This is a genomic window from Martinezella miluonensis (genome assembly GCF_900094545.1).
Taxonomy (GTDB): Bacteria; Pseudomonadota; Alphaproteobacteria; order Rhizobiales; family Rhizobiaceae; genus Rhizobium; species Rhizobium miluonense.
Map to the genome: position 1 here is coordinate 39,378 of NZ_FMAH01000006.1, position 21,032 is coordinate 60,409.

At 61.1% G+C, this 21,032-nt stretch carries 17 protein-coding genes; 3 read left to right on the forward strand and 14 right to left on the reverse strand.

Going from position 1 to position 21,032, the window contains the following annotated elements:
- Positions 1-157 precede the first annotated feature (157 nt).
- Positions 158-2,473 (forward strand): PAS domain-containing sensor histidine kinase, encoded by a 2,316-nt coding sequence (locus tag GA0061102_RS08155; protein WP_092845742.1) that lies wholly within the window; start codon positions 158-160, stop codon positions 2,471-2,473.
- On the opposite strand, the gene GA0061102_RS08160 is transcribed toward GA0061102_RS08155, so the two are convergent.
- The 13 genes from GA0061102_RS08160 to GA0061102_RS08220 all read right to left on the reverse strand — a co-directional run bounded on the left by GA0061102_RS08160 (position 2,474) and on the right by GA0061102_RS08220 (position 17,485).
- Positions 2,474-5,434: a bifunctional [glutamine synthetase] adenylyltransferase/[glutamine synthetase]-adenylyl-L-tyrosine phosphorylase gene (locus GA0061102_RS08160; RefSeq protein WP_092845744.1), complete on the reverse strand. Its 2,961-nt coding sequence runs from the start codon at positions 5,432-5,434 to the stop codon at positions 2,474-2,476. It lies immediately after the preceding gene.
- Positions 5,435-5,474: 40 nt separating this feature from the next.
- Positions 5,475-6,890 (reverse strand): sensor histidine kinase, encoded by a 1,416-nt coding sequence (locus GA0061102_RS08165; RefSeq protein WP_092845746.1) that lies wholly within the window; start codon positions 6,888-6,890, stop codon positions 5,475-5,477.
- Entirely contained in the window at positions 6,887-7,645 is a 759-nt protein-coding gene (locus GA0061102_RS08170; RefSeq protein WP_092845748.1) for a response regulator transcription factor, read from the reverse strand. The genes GA0061102_RS08165 and GA0061102_RS08170 overlap by 4 nt, the downstream gene beginning before the upstream one ends.
- A 103-nt stretch (positions 7,646-7,748) precedes the next feature.
- Positions 7,749-9,305 (reverse strand): Do family serine endopeptidase, encoded by a 1,557-nt coding sequence (locus tag GA0061102_RS08175; RefSeq protein WP_092845750.1) that lies wholly within the window; start codon positions 9,303-9,305, stop codon positions 7,749-7,751.
- A 169-nt stretch (positions 9,306-9,474) separates the two neighbouring features.
- A complete protein-coding gene (locus GA0061102_RS08180) occupies positions 9,475-9,981 on the reverse strand; it encodes a cytochrome c-type biogenesis protein (RefSeq protein WP_245297945.1) in 507 nt (168 codons plus the stop codon).
- Positions 9,978-11,966, reverse strand: a complete 1,989-nt coding sequence (locus GA0061102_RS08185) for a heme lyase CcmF/NrfE family subunit (RefSeq protein ID WP_092845752.1) — start codon at positions 11,964-11,966, stop codon at positions 9,978-9,980. Before GA0061102_RS08185 ends, GA0061102_RS08180 begins: the two co-directional genes overlap by 4 nt.
- Positions 11,963-12,412 carry a cytochrome c maturation protein CcmE gene (gene ccmE / locus GA0061102_RS08190; RefSeq protein WP_004121650.1) on the reverse strand — a complete coding sequence of 150 codons (450 nt, stop codon included), beginning with the start codon at positions 12,410-12,412 and terminating at the stop codon, positions 11,963-11,965. The genes GA0061102_RS08185 and ccmE overlap by 4 nt, the downstream gene beginning before the upstream one ends.
- Positions 12,409-13,551 carry a c-type cytochrome biogenesis protein CcmI gene (ccmI, locus tag GA0061102_RS08195; protein WP_092845754.1) on the reverse strand — a complete coding sequence of 381 codons (1,143 nt, stop codon included), beginning with the start codon at positions 13,549-13,551 and terminating at the stop codon, positions 12,409-12,411. Before ccmI ends, ccmE begins: the two co-directional genes overlap by 4 nt.
- 95 nt (positions 13,552-13,646) lie before the next feature.
- Entirely contained in the window at positions 13,647-14,078 is a 432-nt protein-coding gene (locus GA0061102_RS08200) for a hypothetical protein (RefSeq protein ID WP_092846008.1), read from the reverse strand.
- Between the two features lie 91 nt (positions 14,079-14,169).
- Positions 14,170-15,567: an ATP-binding protein gene (locus GA0061102_RS08205; RefSeq protein ID WP_092845756.1), complete on the reverse strand. Its 1,398-nt coding sequence runs from the start codon at positions 15,565-15,567 to the stop codon at positions 14,170-14,172.
- Entirely contained in the window at positions 15,557-16,228 is a 672-nt protein-coding gene (locus tag GA0061102_RS08210) for a response regulator transcription factor (protein ID WP_004121640.1), read from the reverse strand. Before GA0061102_RS08210 ends, GA0061102_RS08205 begins: the two co-directional genes overlap by 11 nt.
- Before the next feature lie 134 nt (positions 16,229-16,362).
- Complete coding sequence (locus GA0061102_RS08215) at positions 16,363-16,611, reverse strand: hypothetical protein (protein ID WP_092845757.1); 249 nt, start codon at positions 16,609-16,611, stop codon at positions 16,363-16,365.
- A gap of 565 nt (positions 16,612-17,176) precedes the next feature.
- Complete coding sequence (locus GA0061102_RS08220) at positions 17,177-17,485, reverse strand: Dabb family protein (protein WP_092845759.1); 309 nt, start codon at positions 17,483-17,485, stop codon at positions 17,177-17,179.
- A gap of 152 nt (positions 17,486-17,637) precedes the next feature.
- On the opposite strand from GA0061102_RS08220, the gene GA0061102_RS08225 reads away from it, so the two are divergent.
- Positions 17,638-17,967 (forward strand): MmcQ/YjbR family DNA-binding protein, encoded by a 330-nt coding sequence (locus tag GA0061102_RS08225; protein WP_092845761.1) that lies wholly within the window; start codon positions 17,638-17,640, stop codon positions 17,965-17,967.
- Here GA0061102_RS08225 and GA0061102_RS08230 read toward each other — a convergent pair.
- Positions 17,945-18,433: a YcgN family cysteine cluster protein gene (locus GA0061102_RS08230; RefSeq protein ID WP_092846010.1), complete on the reverse strand. Its 489-nt coding sequence runs from the start codon at positions 18,431-18,433 to the stop codon at positions 17,945-17,947. The genes GA0061102_RS08225 and GA0061102_RS08230 overlap by 23 nt on opposite strands.
- Positions 18,434-18,599: 166 nt before the next feature.
- Here GA0061102_RS08230 and GA0061102_RS08235 point away from each other — a divergent pair, with 166 nt between their 5' ends.
- Complete coding sequence (locus GA0061102_RS08235) at positions 18,600-20,795, forward strand: transglycosylase domain-containing protein (RefSeq protein WP_092845763.1); 2,196 nt, start codon at positions 18,600-18,602, stop codon at positions 20,793-20,795.
- Positions 20,796-21,032: the final 237 nt, after the last annotated feature.

The following is a 21,032-nucleotide window of genomic DNA, read 5'->3' on the forward strand; positions in this document are numbered from 1 at the left end:
CGCGCAACTTACCGGTGCGTGTGCAAAAAGATGCTGAAATCGCAGATGGTTAAGAAAGTTTTACTTCACCCTCTGGACAAGCCGAATCACGAATGATTCATTAGGGCAGATTCGGGCGAGCGGCGCAGCGAATCATACGAGGGACAAGGCTAAGGCGATGGTGGACGTGCGGCGGGCAACCGCGGCCGATGGACGGCTGCGTGTTAATTTCGACGGTCTGAAATCCTGGCATAGCGGCGTTACTGATCGAACGGGTGTCCGGGTGGAGACGATCTCGCGTCGTTTTCTGCAGACCGAACATATCCTCAAGCGCATCATCCCCGTTCTCATCGTTTCCTTTCTCATGGTCGTGGCCGCGTCGCACATCTTCGGCATGGTGACGGAGCATGGCCGGATGGCCGCTTCGGCGCGGCGCACGACCTCGCTGTCCATCGCCGCCGCGTCGGCCGCCTTCTCGAACGATGCCAGCATGTTCCAGGCGGGCGACCGCAGCAACGCCGAGCGTAAGCTGGCCGCCTACCTGCCGCAGGATCGCCTCGACGCAGGCGCATTCGTGCTGCTGGTGCAGTCGAGCGGGCGCGTTTTCGGCTCCTCCGCCGCCGGCTCCGCCTATATCGGCATGTTGACCTCCGATTTCTTTCCGGAAGTATCCGCCATCAGGAACTTCGGCGATCATGCCGGCGTGATCGAGACGATGATCGGCGGCGAGCCCTATTATGCGGCGATCTCCCTGATTGGCGACAAGGGCGATTTCGTTCTCTCGGTCGCATCGATGGAGCAGATCGACAAGCTCTGGCGCGATGAGCTGACGCTCAACGTCACGCTCTTTGCCGGCATTTCGTCCATCCTGCTCGTCATTCTCTATGCTTACTATATGCAGGTGCGACGAGCCCGCGACGCCGACGAGATCTTTCTCGAATCCAACCTGCGCGTCGAGACGGCGCTCTCGCGCGGCCGTTGCGGCCTCTGGGATTTCGATTTCGCCAGCCGCAAATTCTTCTGGTCGCGCTCGATGTACGACATGCTCGGGCTGCCCGCCGCCGACAAGCCGCTCGCCTTTTCCGACGCAGCACGGTTGATGCATCCGGACGATAGCAGCCTGCATATGCTGGCTCGTTCCGTCAGCCGCGGCAGCGCCGGCCAGGTGGATCAGATCCTGCGTATCCGCCATGCCAAGGGACATTACGTCTGGATGCGCGCCCGCGCCCAGGTCATACGCACCCATTCCGGCCGCGTTCATATGATCGGCATCGCCATGGACGTGACGGAGCAGCACCGGCTGGCGCAGCGCTATGCCGAAGCCGATCAACGGCTCGCAGACGCCATCGAGTGCACCTCCGAAGCCTTCGTCCTGTGGGACAAGAACGACCGTCTGGTGATGTGCAACGTCCATTTCCAGCAGGCTTACGGCCTGCCCGACAAGGTGCTCGTGCCCGGCACCGAGCGCGCAGTGGTCAACGCCGCGGCGGTTCGGCCCGTCATCGAGCGTCGCATCGTCGATCCCGGCCGCTCCAATCATGCACAGACGACGGAAGTGCAGCTTGCCGACGAGCGCTGGCTGCAGATCAACGAACGCCGGACCCGCGACGGCGGCCTCGTTTCTGTCGGCACCGACATCACCCAGCTGAAGCGCAACCAGGAGCGCCTTCGCGAATCCGAACGCAGGCTGATGGCGACGATCAACGATCTCTCGGCATCGCGGCAGATCCTGGAGCGGCAGAAGGCGGAACTTTCGACCGCAAACACCAATTATCTGGCGGAGAAGGAACGCGCCGAAGCCGCCAACAGGGCCAAATCGGAATTCCTCGCCAACATGTCGCACGAGCTGCGCACGCCGCTCAACGCCATCCTCGGCTTCTCGGAGATACTGCAGGATCAGATGTTCGGTCCGCTCGGCTCGTCGCGATACAACGAATATGCCAAGGATATCCACGACAGCGGCAAGCATCTTCTCAACGTCATCAACGACATCCTCGACATGTCGAAAATCGAGGCGGGTCATATGAAGCTTAGCTGCGAGGAGGTCGATCTCGCGCCTTTGATCGAAGAATGCCTGCGCTTTACCAGCATTCCCGCCGCCCACAAAAACATTCTCGTCGAGCAGTGCATTTCTCCCGAAATCAAGCTGAATGCCGACCGCCGGGCCATGAAGCAGATCGTGCTCAATCTGCTTTCCAACGCTGTGAAATTCACCAATGACGGCGGCCGCATAGCGGTTCGCACTCGCAGGATCGACGATGCGGTGATGCTGGTTATCGCCGATACGGGCATCGGCATACCGAAATCAGCCCTAAGCAAGATCGGCCAGCCCTTCGAGCAGGTGCAGAGCCAGTATGCGAAAAGCAAGGGAGGCTCGGGCCTCGGACTTGCGATTTCACGCTCGCTGGCCACGCTGCATCGAGGCCGCATGCGCATCCGCTCCCGCGAAGGGATCGGCACGGTCATCGCGATCCGTATCCCCGATCAGCGCTGATCAGTTTCCAACCGTTGCCTGGAAGATTTTCCGCACCGCCTTCGACAGCCGCTTCAGCTCCGCCTCCAACGTGCGGATATCCGGGCAATCGCCGGCGCGGCAGACCAATTCGATCAAGCCGGAAGGGGTATTTTTCGGATCGAACGTACCGTCGATGCAAAGGCGAATAAGCTGCGACACTTCCGTGTAGAGTTGCAGAGCCTCCAGGCAGACATCCAGGTCATTGCGATCCATCAGGCTGCTGCCAAGCAATTTCAACGCTTCGGCCGTGCTGAGACCATTAGCGTCGATGCCGACGCCGCGTGCCGGCGCGATCAGCCGCAGATATTGCGCGATGAATTCGATATCGATCAGCCCTCCGGGGATCAACTTCAAATCCCAAATGCTCTCCGGCGGCTTTTCCTGTTCGATCAGGTCGCGCATCTCACGAACATCCCTGGCAATCTTGGCGACATCCCTCGTCGAGGAAAGAATCTCGCCAATGATGCATTCTGCATCCAGCAAAAATTCCTCGTCACCGCAGATCAGGCGGGCGCGCGAAAGCGCCATATGCTCCCAGGTCCAGGCTTCCTCGCGCTGATACTTCTCGAACGAGTTGATGCGCGTGGCGACCGGGCCCTTGTTGCCGGACGGACGCAGACGCATGTCGACGTCGTAGAGTACTCCCTCGGCCGTAGGGGCCGAAAGGGCCGCGATCAGGCGCTGTGTAATGCGCGTGAAATACCGCGTTGCATCCAGCGGCTTCGGGCCGGAGGATTCGCCTGCCGTATCATCGTAATCATAGAGCAGGATGATATCGATGTCGGAACCGGCCGATAGCTCGAAACTGCCGAGTTTGCCCATGCCGACGACGGCAACGCGGCCGCCGGGATACTCGCCATGCGCCGCCTGGATTTCCTTCATCACCGCATCCAGCGCTGCCTCGACGATCAGATCGGCAAGATAGGTAAAGGCACGGGCCGCCATAATCCCGCCGATCGCGCCCGTCAGCAGGCGAATACCGATCAGGAAGCGCTGTTCGGATGCGAAGATGCGCAGCAGGTCGAGTGTCTCTTCATAGTGTCTTGCCGGGGCAAGGAAGCTCTTAAGACGTTCGGCCAGATAATCGCGCGTCGGTAGCTCGGCCATGAGGCTTGGATCCAGCATGCCGTCAAAGACATGCGGCTTGGCGGCAATGATCTCGGCAAGCCGCGGCGCCGAAGACATGATGTTGACGATGAGAGAAAGCAGCGCAGGGTTCGTGCCGAGCAGCGAGAAGAGCTGAATGCCCGCCGGCAGGCCGGAAATGAAGCTGTCGAAGCGCAATAACGCCTTGTCGGCACGCTTGCTCTCGCCGAAGACCCGCAGCAGCTCGGGCGTCAGCTCCGTCAGCCGCTCGCGTGCCTCTACCGATTGCGTCGCGCGATACCGCCCGTAGTGCCAGGTGCGGATCACATTGGCGATGGCCGACGGCCTTTCGAAACCGAGGCGGCGTAGCGTCTCCAGCGTGTCTGGATCGTCACCCTGGCCGGTGAAAACCAGGTTGCCCGTTTCGGACGACAGTTTCGTTTCCTGCTCGAACAGGCGCGCGTAACGGCGCTCGACCGTCTTCAAGGTCGAGACAAGGGCCTCGGAGAAGGCCTGTGCATCGGGGAAGCCCATCATGAAGGCGATGCGCCGCAGCTCTGCATCGGTTTCCGGCAGCAGATGCGTCTGCTCGTCGCGCACCATCTGGATGCGATGCTCGATATCGCGAAGGAACCAGTAGGCGGTAGCCAGTTCGTCGCGCGTTTCCGCATCGATCCATTTTGCGTCGGTCAGTTCGGCCAGCGTCTCCTCGGTCGCGCGGCTACGCAGCGCCGGCATGCGGCCGCCGGCGATCAGCTGCTGTGTCTGCACGAAGAACTCGATTTCGCGAATGCCGCCACGGCCCAGCTTGACATTGTGACCCTTGACCGCGATCGCGCCGTGACCTTTATGCGCGTGGATCTGCCGCTTGATGGAATGAATGTCCGCGATGGCGGCGTAGTCGAGATATTTGCGGAAGACGAAGGGCACGAGATCGCGGACGAAAGCCTGCCCTGCCGCAATGTCTCCCCCCACCGGCCGCGCCTTGATGAAGGCGGCGCGTTCCCAATTCTGGCCCCTGCCCTCGTAATAGTTCATCGCCGCATCGACTGGAATGGCCAGAGGCGTCGAACCGGGATCGGGGCGCAGACGCAGGTCCGTGCGGAACACGTAGCCATCCGCCGTGCGCTCCTGCAGGATACGCACCAGCCGGCGCATCAGCCGGGGGAAGATGTCGATAGCGTCTTCGGGATTGGGAACGATGCCCGCCGTTTCATCAAAGAAAACGACGACGTCGATATCCGACGAGTAGTTCAGCTCCTCGGCGCCGAGCTTGCCCATGCCGAGCACGATCAAGCCGGATTTCAGGCTCGGGGTGACGGGATCGGGAAGCGAGATCTTGCCGGCTTCATGGGAGGACAGCAGCAGATGGTCGATTGCGGCCGATATCGATGCTTCCGCCAGCGCACTCAGCCAGCGGGTGGTCTTCCTTCCATCATAGATACGGGCGAGGTCGGCGAGCGCAATCAGAAAGGCGGCCCGGCGTTTGGCGACGCGCAAGCGGGTCATCACCTCGCCTTCCGAAGGCGACGGTCCGCCGCTCTCTGCCGGAAGCCAGGTATGACGAGCCTGTTGGACCAGGGCTTCGACCTGCGGCGATAACGGCTTCTCGATGGCGGCAACCAGCAGGGCGGGTTCGAGATTGGCGGTTTCGCGGAGATGCGGCGACAAAGCGAGTGCTGCGACGACAAAATCCCGCAGCGCGCTGTCGCCAGCCAGCAAGGCGGCAATGGCCGGTTCCGCTGCGGCGATCTGCTTGAGGTCGGCGAGCGCGAATTTCATCTCTGTCTGGTTTAGCGGCCGCAGCCGCCCAGGCGGGACATCCCGCAACATATCGCCTTGCGTCGTCGTCATGCAGCGCTCCCCAAGAGCAATCGGATAATGCAGGATTAACCTATTGTTTCTGCATGGGGAAGATCATCGTTACGGTTAGGCCTTTGGCATTAGCGCTATCGGGATCGGTATCCGAAAGCTCCAGCCGGCCGCCGTGCAGCTCCATGACCGCCTCCACCAGCGCGAGGCCAAGCCCTGTTCCCGGCTTCGAACGGCTCTCGTCCAGGCGGAAAAAGCGCTTAACGACATCGGCCCGCTGCTGGGCGGGGATGCCGGGGCCGTGATCCGCAACAGCAAGCATCACGGCATCCTGCGTGTGCGACAACTTCAGCGTCACCGTCGGCTCGCCCTGGCAGCCTGCCGCATATTTGAGGGCGTTGTCGATGAGGTTGAAAAGCGCCTGGCCGATCAGTTCGCGATTGCCCTGCACCTCGACAGCGGGCTCGATTTTGGCCATCAGCGCCAGCCCGGATTCCTCGGCCACAGGCTCATAGAGCTCGGACGTATCGGCGACGATGGTGGAGAGATCGACAGCGGTCATTTCTGCGGCCACCGAGCCCGCCTCGACGCGCGAGATCATCAGCAGCGCATTGAACGTGCGGATCAGCTGATCGGATTCGCCGATGATGCCCTCCAGCGCGACACGGCGGCCATCGCTATCGGCATTGTCGAGCGCATCGGCGGCCTTGTTGCGCAGGCGCGTCAGCGGTGTCTTCAGGTCGTGCGCGATATTGTCGGAGACCTGCCGCAGACCCTCGTTCAGCTTCTCGATGCGCCCCAGCATGGCATTCAGCGATGCCGACATACGGTCGAACTCATCGCCGGAGCCGCCGACGGGCAGACGCTGCGAGAGGTCGCCCGCCATGATCTTGCGGCTGGCGTCCGTCATCCGGTCGATGCGCTTCAGAGCATTGCGGCCGATACCGAACCAGATGACCAGAGCGCCGAGGCCCATAATCGCCAGCGCCAGCATCAGCGCCTGCCGCACCAGCACGCGGAAACGCTCCGGCTCGCCAAGGTCGCGGCCGACCAGGATACGCAGGCCGTTGTCGAGCATGAAGATGTTGGCGATCGCCAGATGGCGTCGCTCCGGATCGTTGGAAGCGTCCGTGTAGCGCTCGTAGATGAAGGGCAGTTCCGTCCAGCCGGCCTGGCCGAGCACGCCGGGCTGCACGGAAGCGACGTTGCCGGCGAGAATATCGCCGGAAGGACCAGCAATGATATAGAGATTGGCACCCGGCTGGCGGGCGCGGCGCTCCATCGTGCGCAGAAGCAGGTTCAGCCCACCGATATCATAGGCGCGCTTGACCTGATTGACTTCCTGCTGAACGGCATCGCGGATCTGCCCCGACAGCAGCCGCTCGGACATGGCCGTGACATAGAAGACAAGTGTCGCGGCGCAGAGCGAAAAAAGAAGGATGTAGAGAGCGGAAAGGCGGACTGCGGTGGACTTGAAGAGGACGCGGAAGCGGCTCATCCCTCATCCTTGATCATGTAGCCGGCGCCGCGGATCGTCTTCAACAATGGCTGGCTGAAATCCTTCTCGATCTTGGAACGCAGCCGCGAGACATGGACGTCGATGACGTTGGTCTGCGGATCGAAATGATAGTCCCAGACATTCTCGAGAAGCATGGTGCGGGTGACGACCTGGCCGGCATTCTTCATCAGATATTCCAGGAGGCGGAATTCGCGCGGCTGCAGCGGGATTTCCTTGCCGCCGCGGCGAACCTCGTGCGACAGCCGGTCGAGCTCGAGATCGCCGACGCGATAAAGCACGTCCTGCTCCGGGGCTCCCTTGCGGCGGCCAAGCACTTCCACACGCGCGAGCAGCTCGCTGAAAGCATAGGGTTTTGGCAGATAGTCGTCGCCGCCGGCGCGCAGACCCGTGACGCGATCATCGACCTGGCCGAGCGCGGAGAGGATGAGGACCGGGGTATGCACACCCTTGCGGCGCAATTCGCTGATGACGGACAGGCCATCGCGGCGCGGCAACATGCGATCGATGATGGCGACATCGTAGGTATTCTCGGTGGCCATGAAGAGGCCGCTCTCGCCGTCGCTTGCGTGATCGGCAACAATGCCGGCCTCGCGAAATGCCTTGGTGAGGTAAGCCGCCGCCTCGAGATCGTCTTCGATGATCAGAATCTTCATATGGGCGACATTACCTGCCGAGGGCGCCTCGGCACAACCGGAATCGGAAGAGTTTACGGCATGTTGGCCAGCGGTTGTCATCTTTCACCTGCCTCGGAGCCAGTCATCGTTGACGTCGTTTAAAGGGGAAGCCGCGCAAGCCGTGCCTGCGCGGCTTCCCATTGCATTCTAAAGGTTGAGAGGATCAGCCGGCATTGATCGGCAGGGCAACGAAGCGGCTGCCGTCGCCGGACTGGATCTGGAAAAGGGCACGTGTGCGGCCGTCCTTCTTCGCCTGATCGAGAACCTTGACGATGTCCTTGGCGCTCGAAACCTGCTGATTGTTGACCGAGGTGATCTTCTCGCCTTCCTTCACGCCCTTGTCGGCGGCATCCGAGTCGGGATCGACGGCAGTGATCGCAACGCCCTTGCCATCGTCGGACGGACCGACGGTGAGGCCAAGATCAGCCAGAGCCTTTTCGGAGGATGGCTGCGACGGGCTCGGCTGCGAGTTGTCGTCAGCCGGAGACTGGCTCTGATCGACCGGCAAAGTGCCAAGCTCGACCGTGACCGACTGAGACTTACCGTCGCGCCACAGGGAAACCTCGACCTTGGAGCCCGGCTGCATGGCGCCGATGCGACGAGCCAAGTCACGCGGATCCTTGACCGGTTCGCCGTTGACCGCCGTCACGACGTCGCCGTTCTTGATGCCGGCCTTCTGACCAGGCGAGCCGTCCTGCGGAGAGACGACCAGCGCGCCGCTGGCTTCGGAAAGGCCGAGAGATTCGGCGATATCCTTGCTGACGGGCTGGATCTGAACGCCGAGCCAACCGCGCGAAACCGTGCCGGTCTTGATCAGATCGGTAACGACATCCTTGGCGGTGGTCGCCGGAATTGCGAAGGCGATGCCGACGCTGCCGCCCGACTGCGAGAAGATGGCGGTGTTGATGCCGACCACCTGGCCGTTGAGATTGAAGGTCGGGCCACCGGAGTTGCCCTTGTTCACCGGCGCATCGATCTGGATGTAATCGTCATAGGGACCGGAATGGATATCGCGACCACGGGCCGAGACGATACCTGCGGTAACAGTACCGCCGAGGCCGAACGGGTTGCCGACGGCAACGACCCAATCGCCGACGCGGACCTTGGCGTCATCGGCCCAGCCGACATAGGTGAACTTCTTGCCCTTGGGATCGACCTTCAGCACCGCGAGGTCGGTACGCGAATCCTTGCCGACGAGCTTGGCGTCAAGCTCGGTGCCATCGTTGAGAACAACGACGAAGGCTGCACCATCGGAAACGACGTGATTGTTGGTGACGATATAGCCGTCTTCCGACACGAAGAAGCCGGACCCTTGGGCGACCGGCCGCAGGCGGCCCTTGCCGTCTTCGGAATTCTTCTGCTGGTTCTGGCCCTTCTGCTGGCCGCGGCCCTGCTGCTGCTCGAACTGGCGGAAGAACTTCTTCAGCGGATGATCGTCGGGAAGATCGTCGAAGCCGCGACCGAGACCGAAGGAATCGTCCTCCTCAGCTGCCGAGTTGATCCGGGATTCCACGCGAACCGAGACCACGGCCGGCGATACGGCGTCCACCACATTGGCGAAGCTCGGAACCTGCGGGGCCTGGACATTGACGGCATCGGCATACGAGCGGCTGACTTCGGCGGGAACACCCGCGGCCAGAGCAGCAACAGCGAGGCCGGCGACGACAGAAGCCTTCATTGCGGTGCTGCGGGACAAGGTGTCCTTGATATTCCTGAACATATGCGAGTTACCTTCTATTCTCTCGTCAGATTTCAGCCGGCGGAGACCGGCAATGACTTGTGGTGGTAAAGATATAGGACACGGGACCTTACAGCGAACTGTCCGCCCCATGAAAAATTCGTAATGTAGGGAAATGATGGCAATGACGTGAAGGAAGATGACGTCAGCGTCACTTTCCCAGGATCTCATTCAATTGTGCCTCTTCCTCGGCACTTAGAGGCTTGCCGGTGGGCTTGCCGGCACGGCGGCGAGCATAAGCGGCAAGGGCAAATCCACCGACGATAAAGAGCGCGATCGGCGCGCCCCAGAGTATGAATGTCTTTTCGGTGAAGCGCGGCTTCAAGAGGACGAACTCGCCATAGCGGGAGACGATGTAATCAAGTACCTGCTGATCCGTGTCGCCATCCTTGAGGCGGTTGCGGACCAGCAGGCGCAGGTCACGCGCAAGGTCGGCATTGGAGTCGTCGATAGACTGGTTCTGGCAGACCATGCAGCGCAATTCGGCGGAGATCGTCCGCGCCCGCGCTTCCATGGCTGGATCGGGCAGGACTTCATCAGGATTGACGGCGAAGACCGACAGCGGCGTCAGGATGGCTGCAAGGCAGAGCCACAGCCGGGCAAGGCCAAGCAGGCGCCTTTCGCGCAAAAAGGGTAATATCCACCGAAACCTGCTCATTCCGCCGGCTCCATTGCAGGGCGAGCCGGCTTCGTCTTCCGGCTTGGTGCACCGACGCGCAGGCGCCGATCGCTGAGCGACACGAAGCCGCCGATTGCCATGACGAGAGCGCCCATCCAGATGCAGAGAATGAACGGCTTCCACCAGATGCGCACGACCATGCCGCCATCCTTGCCGGCGTCGCCGATCGACACGTAAAGCTGGTTCGGCCCGAGCGTCAGGATGCCGGATTCGGTGGTTGCCGTGCGGCTTGCCGTGAACACGCGCTTGGACGACGACATTTCGGCAAAGGCGACGCCGCCGCGGCTTACCGTGAAGCGGGCGCGATCTTCGGTGAAGTTCGGGCCGACACCCGACGCCATGCCTTCGAAGCGCAGGCTGTAGCCACCGAGTTCGGCTGTCTCGCCCGGCTTCATGCTGGTGATGTTTTCTGTCTCGAAGGTCGTCACGGCGACGATGCCAAGTACGGTAATGCCGAGGCCGGCATGGGCAAGCGCCGTCCCAAAGGCGGAGCGCGGCAACCCGCGCAGCCGGCGCCAGGCGATACCAGCCGCAACCTTGCGAACGCCGGCGCGATACCAGAGATCGGCGAGCGCGCCGAAGATCAGGAAGAAGCCGGCGGCAAGACCGAGAATGGCCATCACCGGACCGCCATGCTTGAGATAGAACAGGACAAGCCCGGCGAGGAAAGCAAGACCGGCAACGACGAATAGCCGCTGCAGCGCGCCGAGCAGATCGCCGCGCTTCCACGCAAGCAGCGGGCCGAACGGCACGGCGACGAGGATCGGCGTCATCAGCAGCCCGAACGTCATGTTGAAGAAGGGCGGTCCGACGGAAATCTTGTCGCCGGTCAAGGTTTCCAGCGCCAGCGGATAGAGCGTGCCGGTCAGCACCGTGCCGCAGGCAACCGTCAGGATCAGGTTGTTCAGCACCAGCGATCCCTCACGCGAGATCGGCGCAAACAATCCGCCTGCGGCAAGCTTCGGTGCACGCAGGGCAAAGAGCGAGAGCGCTCCGCCGATGAAGATCAGAAGAATACAGAGGATGAAAATGCCGCGCGTCGGATCGCTGGCGAAGGAATGCACGGAGGTCAGCACGCCGGAGCGGACAAGGAAGGTGCCGAGCAGCGAGAGCGAGAAGGTCAGGATCGCCAGCAGCACCGTCCAGATCTTCAGGGCGTCGCGCTTTTCCATGACCAATGCGGAGTGCAACAGCGCCGTGCCGGCGAGCCAGGGCATGAAGGAGGCGTTTTCCACCGGATCCCAGAACCACCAGCCGCCCCAGCCGAGTTCGTAGTAGGCCCAGTAGGAACCCATGGCGATGCCGAGCGTCAGGAAGCTCCAGGCGGCCAAGGTCCAGGGTCGTACCCAGCGCGCCCAGGCGGCATCGATGCGGCCTTCCAGAAGCGCCGCAACGGCAAAGGAAAAGCAGACGGAGAAGCCGACATAGCCAAGATAGAGCAAGGGCGGATGGATTGCGAGACCGATATCCTGCAGGACGGGATTGAGATCCTTGCCCTCGGCCGGCGCCGGGTCGAGCCGGATGAATGGATTGGATGTCAGCAGAATGAAGACCAGAAAGGCCGAGGAGATCCACGACTGCACGGCCAGAACATTGGCACGCAGCACATCAGGCAGATTGCGCCCGAACAGCGCGACGAGGGCACTGAACAGCACAAGGATCAACAGCCAGAGCATCATCGATCCCTCGTGATTGCCCCATACGCCGGAAATCTTGAAGATCAGCGGCATCAGCGAATGGGAATTGGCCCAGACGTTGAGGACGGAGAAATCGGAGGCAACATAGGCGTAGGTCAACACGCCGAAGGAAAAGGCGACGAGCACAAAAGCGACGACCGAACCAACCGGCGCGATATCCATCATCGACACATCGCCGCGGCGCGCGCCGATTACGGGAAGGATGGAAACGATGAGCGCGGTCGCCAGCGCCAGTACCAGGGCGTAATGTCCAAGCTCGATAATCATCGGGTCGCCTCTTCGCCCTTCCAGACGCCATCGGCCTTCAGCTTGTCGGCGACCTGTTTCGGCATGTAGCGTTCATCATGCTTGGCAAGAACGCTGTCCGCCACAAAGACATTGCTGCCCGGCTCGAATTTGCCTTCGGTCACGACACCCTGCCCTTCGCGAAAAAGATCCGGCAGAATGCCGTCATATTTCACCTTGATGGTATCGGTACCGTCGGTCACGGCGAACTGTACCTGCGTGCCCTGCCCGCGCACGATCGATCCTTCGCCGACAAGCCCGCCAAGGCGGATCAGCGTCCCGGCGTTGACCGGCGTCTTGGCGAGATCGGCCGGCATATAGAAATAGGCGACCGACTGGCTGAAGGCGAACAGGACCAGCAGCACGGCAACGGCGATAAAACCCATACCGCCGGCGATCACGGCCAGGCGTTTCTGCTTGCGGGTCATTGCTGCTTCACCTCCGTCGGCAGTCCCAATTCCTTTGCCAGCGCCAAAAGCTGCTGGCCCTTGCCTCCATCGGCCGGGAAAGCGGCAAGGCCTCGCTTCAAGGCATCTGCAGCGCGATCCCGATCGTTCAGCACGGCGTAGGAGCGGATCAGCCGCATCCAGCCCTCGAAATTCTTAGGGTCTTCCCTGAGCTTGGCATCGAGGCTCTCGACCATGCCGCGGATCATCTGCTGGCGATCGCCGCTGCTGAGTGCATTGGCAGCCGCGACATCCTCCGCAGTCGGGTTGCCGGGTGCATTGGCATTCGCAGATACCGTGGGCTGACCGCCATTCTTGACAATATGCTCATTGACGGCGGCAAGCCAGGGCGCATCCGGTGGCGATTGCTCGACCAAGGCTTCGAAGGCGGTTTTAGCATCCCCTGCCTTGCCTTCCTGCTCCAGCGCCAGCGCCAGATAGAAAAGCGTGCGGGGATTGGCGGAATCGAGCGCCAGTGACTGCTGCAAGACGCTGCGGGCTTCGGCAGTCACAATACCATTGGCCTTGACCACCAATACTTCGCCCAGGTCGCCGAGCCGCGTAGCACTCGGCCCCAGCAGACGGATGACATTGCGGTAGGCAAGCTCTGCGTCAGCGATACGATTGGTCTTGAAGTAGATCGGTGCCAGGACTTCCCAGCCCTTGGCGTCATCGGGATTCTTGGCCAGATGCTGCTCAATCTTGACGATGGAAATGGCGAGATCGTTGCCGGGCTTCTCCAGCCGCGCTTCCAGCGGCTGCGACGGCAGCCCCGGATCGCCTTTGGTGAGATAAAGACAGAGGCCGACAGTGGGGAGAATGACGATGATGAAAGCCTGAGAGAGGCGATAGTTGCTGCGGTTGGGCGATTTTGCTTCGGTAGCCTCGCCTTTGGAAACGGCAATGAGCCGCCGTCCGATCTCCGCCCGGGCATAGCCTGCCTCCTCCGGCGAGATCAGCCCGGCGGCGAGATCACGATCCAGTTCGCGAAGCTGATCGCGATAGACCTCGGCCTCACCGGAACGACGGTCTGCGGCCTCCTTTGCACCACGCAGAAGAGGAAAGAGCAGCACAGCACCGACAACGGCCGTGATAACGGCCACGAGAATCCAGAACAGCATAAACGCCCAATACTTTAACGGGGCGCTTATTCCAACCGCGAAAGCCTCACTGACGAAGATTTGAGGCGTTTGGCCGCGCTTCTCGGCATGGGAACCTATTCGAGCAGCGTCCAGGTGCCGTCATCGTTGCGGCAGGCAGCGCCCCTCGCCGTCGTCGGCTTGCTATCGACGGTGATGGTGTGGGTATATTGCCGGCAATTCTGCGAGCCGACCTGATAGGGCGCGGCAGCCACGACTTCGCCGCTGGCATTCCTGCCCTTCCAGGCCACTGGCTGGCCGAGCGGCGCAGTTTCCAGCGCCCGATACTCCGCTTCCAGCGCCCGCTGCTTATCGTTATCGCTGAGCTTCAATCCCGTCCGTCCGACAATACCGCCATCGAGCGCGGTGATAAACGTCGCCGACGCCGGCGGCTTGGAGGGGGGAAGCAGGCTTCCGCCACCGCCTTTGCCACCCGTGGTGGAACAACCGGAAAGCGCAAGTGCTGCGAAAAGAGAGGGGACGACCAAGAAATAGGTACGAAGCTTCATACAACCGAACCAGTATCGAAAAGCAAAACCATAGGTACTGCGATGCGGCATCGTCATGACCCACAATATCTCTTTGGCATCATGCCGTTCCTCACGCAACATCCTTCGTAAGCCCAGGTAGAATTAGGCTTGCACGAAGGCCGCCCCAGTCACCTCGGGACAACTCGAACTTGCCTTGATATTCGTTGGTGATCTCGCTGACGATCGACAAGCCGAGACCGGTGCCGGGCTTGCTCTCGTCCAGCCTGCGGCCGCGCTTCATCGCCTCGCGGATCTGATCCGGCTCAAGCCCCGGCCCATCGTCCTCTACCAAAAGTTCCACCCAGTGGCGCCGAACAGGGTCGATGCCCTTGATCTCCGGCGGCGCCTCGCTTGCCGAAAGCCGCACCTTGTGCTCGGCAAAGCGGGCGGCATTTTCCAGGAGGTTGCCGACGGTCTCCTCCAGATCCTGCTGTTCCATCGCCAGCGCCAGATTGGGAGAAACGGTGAGTTCGAATTCCTTTTCCGCATGGAGCCGCCGCATGACGCGGACAAGCCGCTCGAGCGCGGGTTCCGCCTCCGTGCGAGCCAGTACGGAATCACGTTGCGCAGCGATGCGGGCGCGGTTGAGATAGGACTGCACCTGCCCCTGCATGACCTCGGCCTGGTTCTTCACCAGATCACCATGCGAGCGCTCCAGCACGCGGGATTCGTTGAGCAGCACCGCAATCGGCGTCTTCAACGAATGCGCGAGATTGCCGACCTGCATGCGGGCGCGCTCGACAATGCGCCTGTTGCTTTCGATCAGCGCGTTGACCTCGTTGGCGAGCGGCAGAATCTCGCGCGGAAAATCGCCCTGCAAACGCTCGCTCTCGCCTGCGCGGATGCGCTCCAGCGCGGCACGAGCCTTATCGAGCGGCTTCAGACCATAGAGAATGGCAAGCGCATTGACGATGAGACTGCCGACGCCGAAACCGACGAGCGCGAAATAGAGGCTATGGGAGAAATTGCGGACATCGTCCTCCACGACGGCGACGTTGCCCGTGACCCGGAAACGCGCCGCGCGGCCATCGGTATCTAGCACGACTTCGGTTTCGGCCACCTGCACGCGATTTCCGAAGGCATCGGTAACGACATAGTAGCGCTCGTAATTCTTGTCGAAAGGTGCTTCCAGCACCGACAGCACCGGCAGATTGGACGCGCCGAGAGACGGCGAGACCAACGGCGTCGCCGTATAGGTGCCGAGCGGCTCGACCATCCAGTACCAGCCCGTCTTCGGTTGGGCGAAGCGCAGATCGCCGAGCTGCGGGCTGCCGGCCAACGCGCCCTGATCGCCGATCGTCACCGAATTGATGACGTTGTAGAGCTGCGCTCTCAGCAAATCCTGAAAGCCGCGCTCGGCGCTCTTGCGGTAGATATTGGAGATGACAAGGCCGATCACCACCAGCGCCACGGCGGACCAGAGCGTGGTCAGCAGCAGGACGCGAGCGGTGAGCGACTTAATTCGCATTGGTCGGAGATTGGATTCGGTAACCAAGGCCACGGACCGTTTCAATCAGATCGACACCCATCTTCTTGCGCAGGCGACCAACGAAAACCTCAATCGTATTGGAATCGCGGTCGAAATCCTGATCGTACATATGCTCGACCAGTTCGGTGCGTGAGACGACTTCGCCCTTGTGATGCATGAGATAGGCGAGCAGCCGGTATTCATGGGAGGTCAGCTTGAGCGGCTTGCCGTCCACCGTCGCTTTCGAACTCTTGGTGTCGAGGCGAACCGGACCGCAGATGATTTCCGAGGAGGCGTGGCCGGCGGCGCGGCGGATCAGCGCGCGGATGCGCGCAAGCACTTCCTCGACGTGGAAGGGCTTGGCGACATAATCGTCGGCACCGGCATCGATACCGGCGACCTTGTCGCTCCAGCGATCACGCGCCGTCAGGATCAGCACAGGCGTTGCCCGTCCGGCGCCGCGCCATTTCTCCAGCACGGTAATTCCATCCATCTCGGGCAGACCGATATCGAGAATGATGGCGTCGTAGGGCTCGGTATCGCCGAGAAAATGCCCTTCCTCACCGTCAAAGGCCGTATCGACGACATAGCCAGCCTCTTTCAAAGCCTCGGCAAGCTGGCGATTAAGGTTGATATCGTCTTCGACAATCAGAATGCGCATGTTCGGACCCAATTTCCCCGGTTCGAGAAACAGTACTGTAATTCGAGCTATAGTGGAATCACGGAAGCGATAAGATTTTGCGTGAAATTCAAGGCTTTAGAACATCTGCTATGCGGTATGGTCCAAAATGCCCGTCACATCGGCACCTTCATCGTCACTTTGCGCGGACGCTGCCCGTTGCCCTGCACGAGAACGGTGATGACGCAGCTATCGCCTGACGGCTGCGCGGAAAGGAGCTGTCCACCCGTCTTTTCGACGACTTCCGCCGCTGCCTCGCTGCAATCGCTGTTGGCTCGGGCCACCTGGGTCGACGCCGGCGCCGGCAGAACAGACGAGCCGGCCAGGACAAGGGCCGCTGCTGCTATGCTTGATAATGAGGCCATGCTTCGGACTTCCCACGGGGACATTAACTTGAGCAAATATGTACCCAAACACGTCTGAATGGCAAATGAATGGGCCGTAACTTTCCGTTTTCGAGGCGTGCAGCAAGCACAACGGAGAACCTAACCATTTGAATTCACTAGATGCGCTATGACCGATTCACCGGAATGGCCACCAATCGGCGCCCTGCGCCGCGTGATCGGCACGATCTCCTAGCGGCGCGCATCGAGCGGATGCCCAAACCGCGTCACCGCTATATAAGCAACCGTGCAAACTCAGTCATTTTTAATCATTCTCTAGTATGGTTGAGTGCATCAGCGTGCCGCGAACCATCGCGCCTCGCCGACTAACCTAACTGGCCTTCAGGTGTTTTGCCGACGCAAAGCACAGGACTTCCTTGAGTCTTTTGAACCGCTTGCAGCCGCTTTTTTCCAAATTGAATCGGTCCGCTCAGATGTTGGTTCAAGAACCTCTTGCAGAGAGTCCGGTCGCCGACATTTCGATTCCGCCCGAAGGCTCAATCCCTTGAAATGGCTGGTGGCGGATACTCTCTAACCGGCGCTTTGTTCAGAACGGCGCACGGATGGCGACATCGGTCTCGTAGTCGGCGGCGATCCGCATTTCCCGCAGCGGGCGCACCCGCTCTATGGAGCGCTGGTAGTTCGGATGAGCCTTGTAAGCCGCGAGCGCCGCCTCGTCGTCGAATTCGCCATAGACGACGATATCGACTTCCGTGCCGAGCTGATCGGTCTTCACATTCATGCCAATCTCCAAGAGGCGCGCATGCGGGATGGCTGTCAGGATGGACAGGCCGGAGCGGACATCCTCAAGCTTGGCGCGATCGGGAACGGTGAAGAAGACGATATGACGGATCACGGGCAGTTCCTTGTGCACGAGCGAAGGCCACGCGCGATATCACGCGCATCCGCTCAATTCAATGAAGAGGCGGGATCTCCATCGAGGCTGCGTTGTCGCAGGCCACGCGTGCCAGCGTTTCCGCTTGAGGCCACGCATGATACTCTTTCTTTATGACAGACGAGGATCTCATTGCCCTTGCCCTCAGCCTGCCGGAAGCGGCGGAAAACTCGCATTTCGGAACCCGCGATTTTCGCGTTCGCGGGAAGATCTTCATGACCCTTCCGGATCCGCACTTCTGTGTTCTCAAGCTGATGCCCGACCAGCAGCAGATGGCTTTGACAACCATGCCGGAGCACGTCGCCCCCGTGCCAGGCGGCTGGGGTCTCAAGGGCTCCACCCGGCTCTTCCATCACCGCGCCGACATCGATGCGATCAGGGTGCTTTTACGGCGCGCCTGGCGGAACGCAGCGCCGAAATCTATGACTTTACCGGAGGATTAGGCAGCATATCGTCTTCGACCGTCAGCGGCCAGTCGACGACATAATCCTCGAAGTCGTCGAGTTCGACGTCGTTTTCGCTGACCGTGCGGCCCTGCGCGGAAACGCCGGCGATATGCACCGTCTCCGGATCTCCCGAGATCAGCGGATGCCACCAATAGAGATCGCGACCGTCTTTGACGAGGCGATAGGCGCACGTCGGCGGCAGCCATTCCAGCTCCGGCACCTTCTCCGGCGTGAGCTGCACGCAGTCGGGCACGAAATCCCAGCGGTTCGGATAGCTGGTGCAGCGACAGCTTTCACCGTCCATCAGCTTGCACCGGATCGAGGTGAAGTAGACGTCGCCGGTATCCCACTCCTCGAGTTTGTTGAGACAACAGAGGCCACAGCCGTCGCAAAGGCTTTCCCATTCCGACGGGCTCATTTCCGTCAGGCTCTTGCTCTTCCAGAAGGGTATCTCGTCTGTCATCATCATCCTCGCCACCCGACAAAAGAGGGAATTCGGGCTGCGGCATGCATGTCTCTTGTTCTTTTCTCTAAATCAACCAATTATTCAATTCGCCGTCCTATGAGATAATAGGCTTTGCATGCGCCACAAGGAGACATGCAGCCGTAATATGGTCGGGAAGTAGAGCGTGGAAGACCCATCCAATCCAGAAAACGGGCCGAAGATGGAGCCCGAGACGCGGAAGGACGGCGGGGCCGAGAAGCCCCGGCGGGGGAAACGCTATTTCTTCCTGCGGCTCGATTCATGGATCGACTCCACCCTGTGGAACGCAGGTTTTCGTCTCGCCGAAGCCTGGGAAGAGATCACGATCTTCTTCCGCCGGTTCCGCGTGCGAGGCTGGAAACGCATTATCTTCGAACTGCTCGGCGAAGGTCTGACGCTCGGTGCTGCCGGCTCCGTCGTCATGCTGATGCTCGCCATGCCGGCCTTCGAGGCAACCCAGGGCGACTGGCGCAATCGCGGCAACTTCGCCGTCACCTTCCTCGACCGTTACGGCAACGTCATCGGCCATCGCGGCATCATTCATGAGAATTCCGTGCCGGTCGACCAGTTGCCGGACTATTTCGTCAAGGCAGTGCTCGCCACCGAGGACCGGCGTTTCTTCGACCATTTCGGCATCGATGTGATCGGCCTGTTCCGTGCGGTGACCGTCAATGCGCAGGCAGGCGGCGTCGTCCAAGGCGGCTCGACGCTGACGCAGCAGCTCGCCAAGAACATCTTCCTCAGCAACGAGCGCTCCATCGATCGCAAGATCAAGGAAGCCTTCCTGGCGATCTGGCTTGAGGCCAATCTCTCCAAGAAGGAGATCTTAAGCCTCTATCTCGACCGCACCTATATGGGCGGCGGCACCTTCGGTGCGGCGGCGGCGGCGCAATTCTATTTCGGCAAGAGCATCACCGACGTCAATCTGGCCGAAGCGGCGATGCTGGCCGGCCTGTTCAAGGCGCCGGCTAAATATGCGCCGCACGTCAATCTGCCGGCCGCCCGCGCCCGCGCCAACGACGTACTTTCCAACCTCGTGCAGAGTGGGCTGATGACCGAGGGGCAGGTGATCGCCGCACGGCGCAATCCCGCCTCCGTCGTCGACCGCGCCCAGATCGAATCTCCCGATTATTTCCTCGACTGGGCCTTCGATGAAGTGCAGCGGCTTGCCACGCGCTTTCCGGATCGCTCGCTGATCGTCCGATCGACCATCGACATGGGCCTGCAGAAGGCGTCGGAGGATTCGATCCAGTCCAGCCTGATGGAATATGGCGAGCGCTATCATGCCAAGCAGGGCGCGAGCGTGATGATCGAAAACGGCGGCGCCGTGCGCGCCATGGTCGGCGGCAGCGACTACGGCGAAAGCCAGTTCAATCGCGCCACCAAGGCGCTGCGCCAGCCGGGCTCCTCGTTTAAGATCTACACCTATTCCGTAGCGATGGAGAACGGTATGACGCCGACATCCACCATCGTCGACGCACCGATTACCTGGGGTAACTGGAGCCCGCACAACTACGAGAACCGCTACGAGGGCAAGATCACGCTCACCCAGGCGCTCACGCAGTCGATCAACACCATCCCGGTGCGCCTGGCCAAGGAAAAATTCGGCATTCAGCCGATCCGCGACATGGCCAAGGCCTTGGGCGTGGAAACGCCGATCCGCAACGACAAGACCATTCCGATCGGCACATCGGAAGTCACCGTGCTCGACCAGGCGACCGCCTATTCAGTATTCCCGGCGGACGGCATGCAATCAAGACGCCATGGCATCGAGCAGATCACCGGCTATGACGGCAAGGTGCTCTATGATTTCAGTCGCGACGAAACGACGGCCAAGCGCGTTCTCAGCGAGAAGGCCAATTCCTATATGACCCAGATGCTGACGCAGGTTCCGGTGATCGGCACCGGCCGCAAGGCAGCTCTGGACAACGGCATCGTCGTCGGCGGCAAGACCGGCACCACGCAAGCCTATCGCGATGCATGGTTCATCGGCTTTACCGGCAACTACACCTGCGCCGTCTGGTTCGGCAACGACGACTACACGTCGACGAACAATATGACGGGCGGGACGCTGCCGGCCATGACCTTCAAGAAGATCATGGACTACGCGCATCAGGGCATCGTGCTGAAGCCGATCCCGGGGATCAGCGATCCGTTCCCCGTGCAGAAGCCGCAGACCGCTGCGGCCAAGAAGCCGGCGGATCCGGCAAGTGCCGGCCTGCCCCCGCTCGTGCGCCCACGATCCCTATCGGTGGATTCCACCAAGATCCTTCGCGATATCGGCGAAAGGCTGAAGGCCGCAGCTCCGCTCGCAGTACAAAAACTGGCAGCGGCGGAGTAGCAATTCGCCGGTGAAGGCGGCCGGCATGCCATGCCGCCTGATCTCAGCCGGATGGATTTCCATCGATGATGCGGAGCAGCGCATCTCTCGCCGAAATTGGCTGGCCTCCGCAGAGCCTGACGGGCGCTGACATCCGGCCGTCGATCCCGACTTTGGTTCGGCTAGAAACCGTCCGCAAACTCGACCCTTCGACGCCCTGCCCTTCCCCCTGCCGTCAGAATCAGGAATAAATCGATA

What these genes read in the sequence shown, in the direction of transcription:
- GA0061102_RS08165 (WP_092845746.1), bottom strand. Translation starts at nt 6,890, where the DNA reads ATGAGCCGCTTCCGCGTCCTCTTCAAGTCCACCGCAGTCCGCCTTTCC.
- ccmI (WP_092845754.1), bottom strand. Translation starts at nt 13,551, where the DNA reads ATGCTGTTCTGGATTCTCGTGGCCGTTATCACGGCCGTTGTCGGTGCT.
- GA0061102_RS08215 (WP_092845757.1), bottom strand. Translation starts at nt 16,611, where the DNA reads ATGGCCTCATTATCAAGCATAGCAGCAGCGGCCCTTGTCCTGGCCGGC.
- ccmE (WP_004121650.1), bottom strand. Translation starts at nt 12,412, where the DNA reads ATGACCCGCAAGCAGAAACGCCTGGCCGTGATCGCCGGCGGTATGGGT.
- GA0061102_RS08175 (WP_092845750.1), bottom strand. Translation starts at nt 9,305, where the DNA reads ATGTTCAGGAATATCAAGGACACCTTGTCCCGCAGCACCGCAATGAAG.
- GA0061102_RS08225 (WP_092845761.1), top strand. Translation starts at nt 17,638, where the DNA reads ATGACAGACGAGGATCTCATTGCCCTTGCCCTCAGCCTGCCGGAAGCG.
- GA0061102_RS08230 (WP_092846010.1), bottom strand. Translation starts at nt 18,433, where the DNA reads ATGACAGACGAGATACCCTTCTGGAAGAGCAAGAGCCTGACGGAAATG.
- GA0061102_RS08185 (WP_092845752.1), bottom strand. Translation starts at nt 11,966, where the DNA reads ATGATTATCGAGCTTGGACATTACGCCCTGGTACTGGCGCTGGCGACC.
- GA0061102_RS08205 (WP_092845756.1), bottom strand. Translation starts at nt 15,567, where the DNA reads ATGCGAATTAAGTCGCTCACCGCTCGCGTCCTGCTGCTGACCACGCTC.
- GA0061102_RS08155 (WP_092845742.1), top strand. Translation starts at nt 158, where the DNA reads ATGGTGGACGTGCGGCGGGCAACCGCGGCCGATGGACGGCTGCGTGTT.
- GA0061102_RS08210 (WP_004121640.1), bottom strand. Translation starts at nt 16,228, where the DNA reads ATGCGCATTCTGATTGTCGAAGACGATATCAACCTTAATCGCCAGCTT.
- GA0061102_RS08200 (WP_092846008.1), bottom strand. Translation starts at nt 14,078, where the DNA reads ATGAAGCTTCGTACCTATTTCTTGGTCGTCCCCTCTCTTTTCGCAGCA.
- GA0061102_RS08170 (WP_092845748.1), bottom strand. Translation starts at nt 7,645, where the DNA reads ATGACAACCGCTGGCCAACATGCCGTAAACTCTTCCGATTCCGGTTGT.
- GA0061102_RS08180 (WP_245297945.1), bottom strand. Translation starts at nt 9,981, where the DNA reads ATGAGCAGGTTTCGGTGGATATTACCCTTTTTGCGCGAAAGGCGCCTG.
- GA0061102_RS08160 (WP_092845744.1), bottom strand. Translation starts at nt 5,434, where the DNA reads ATGACGACGACGCAAGGCGATATGTTGCGGGATGTCCCGCCTGGGCGG.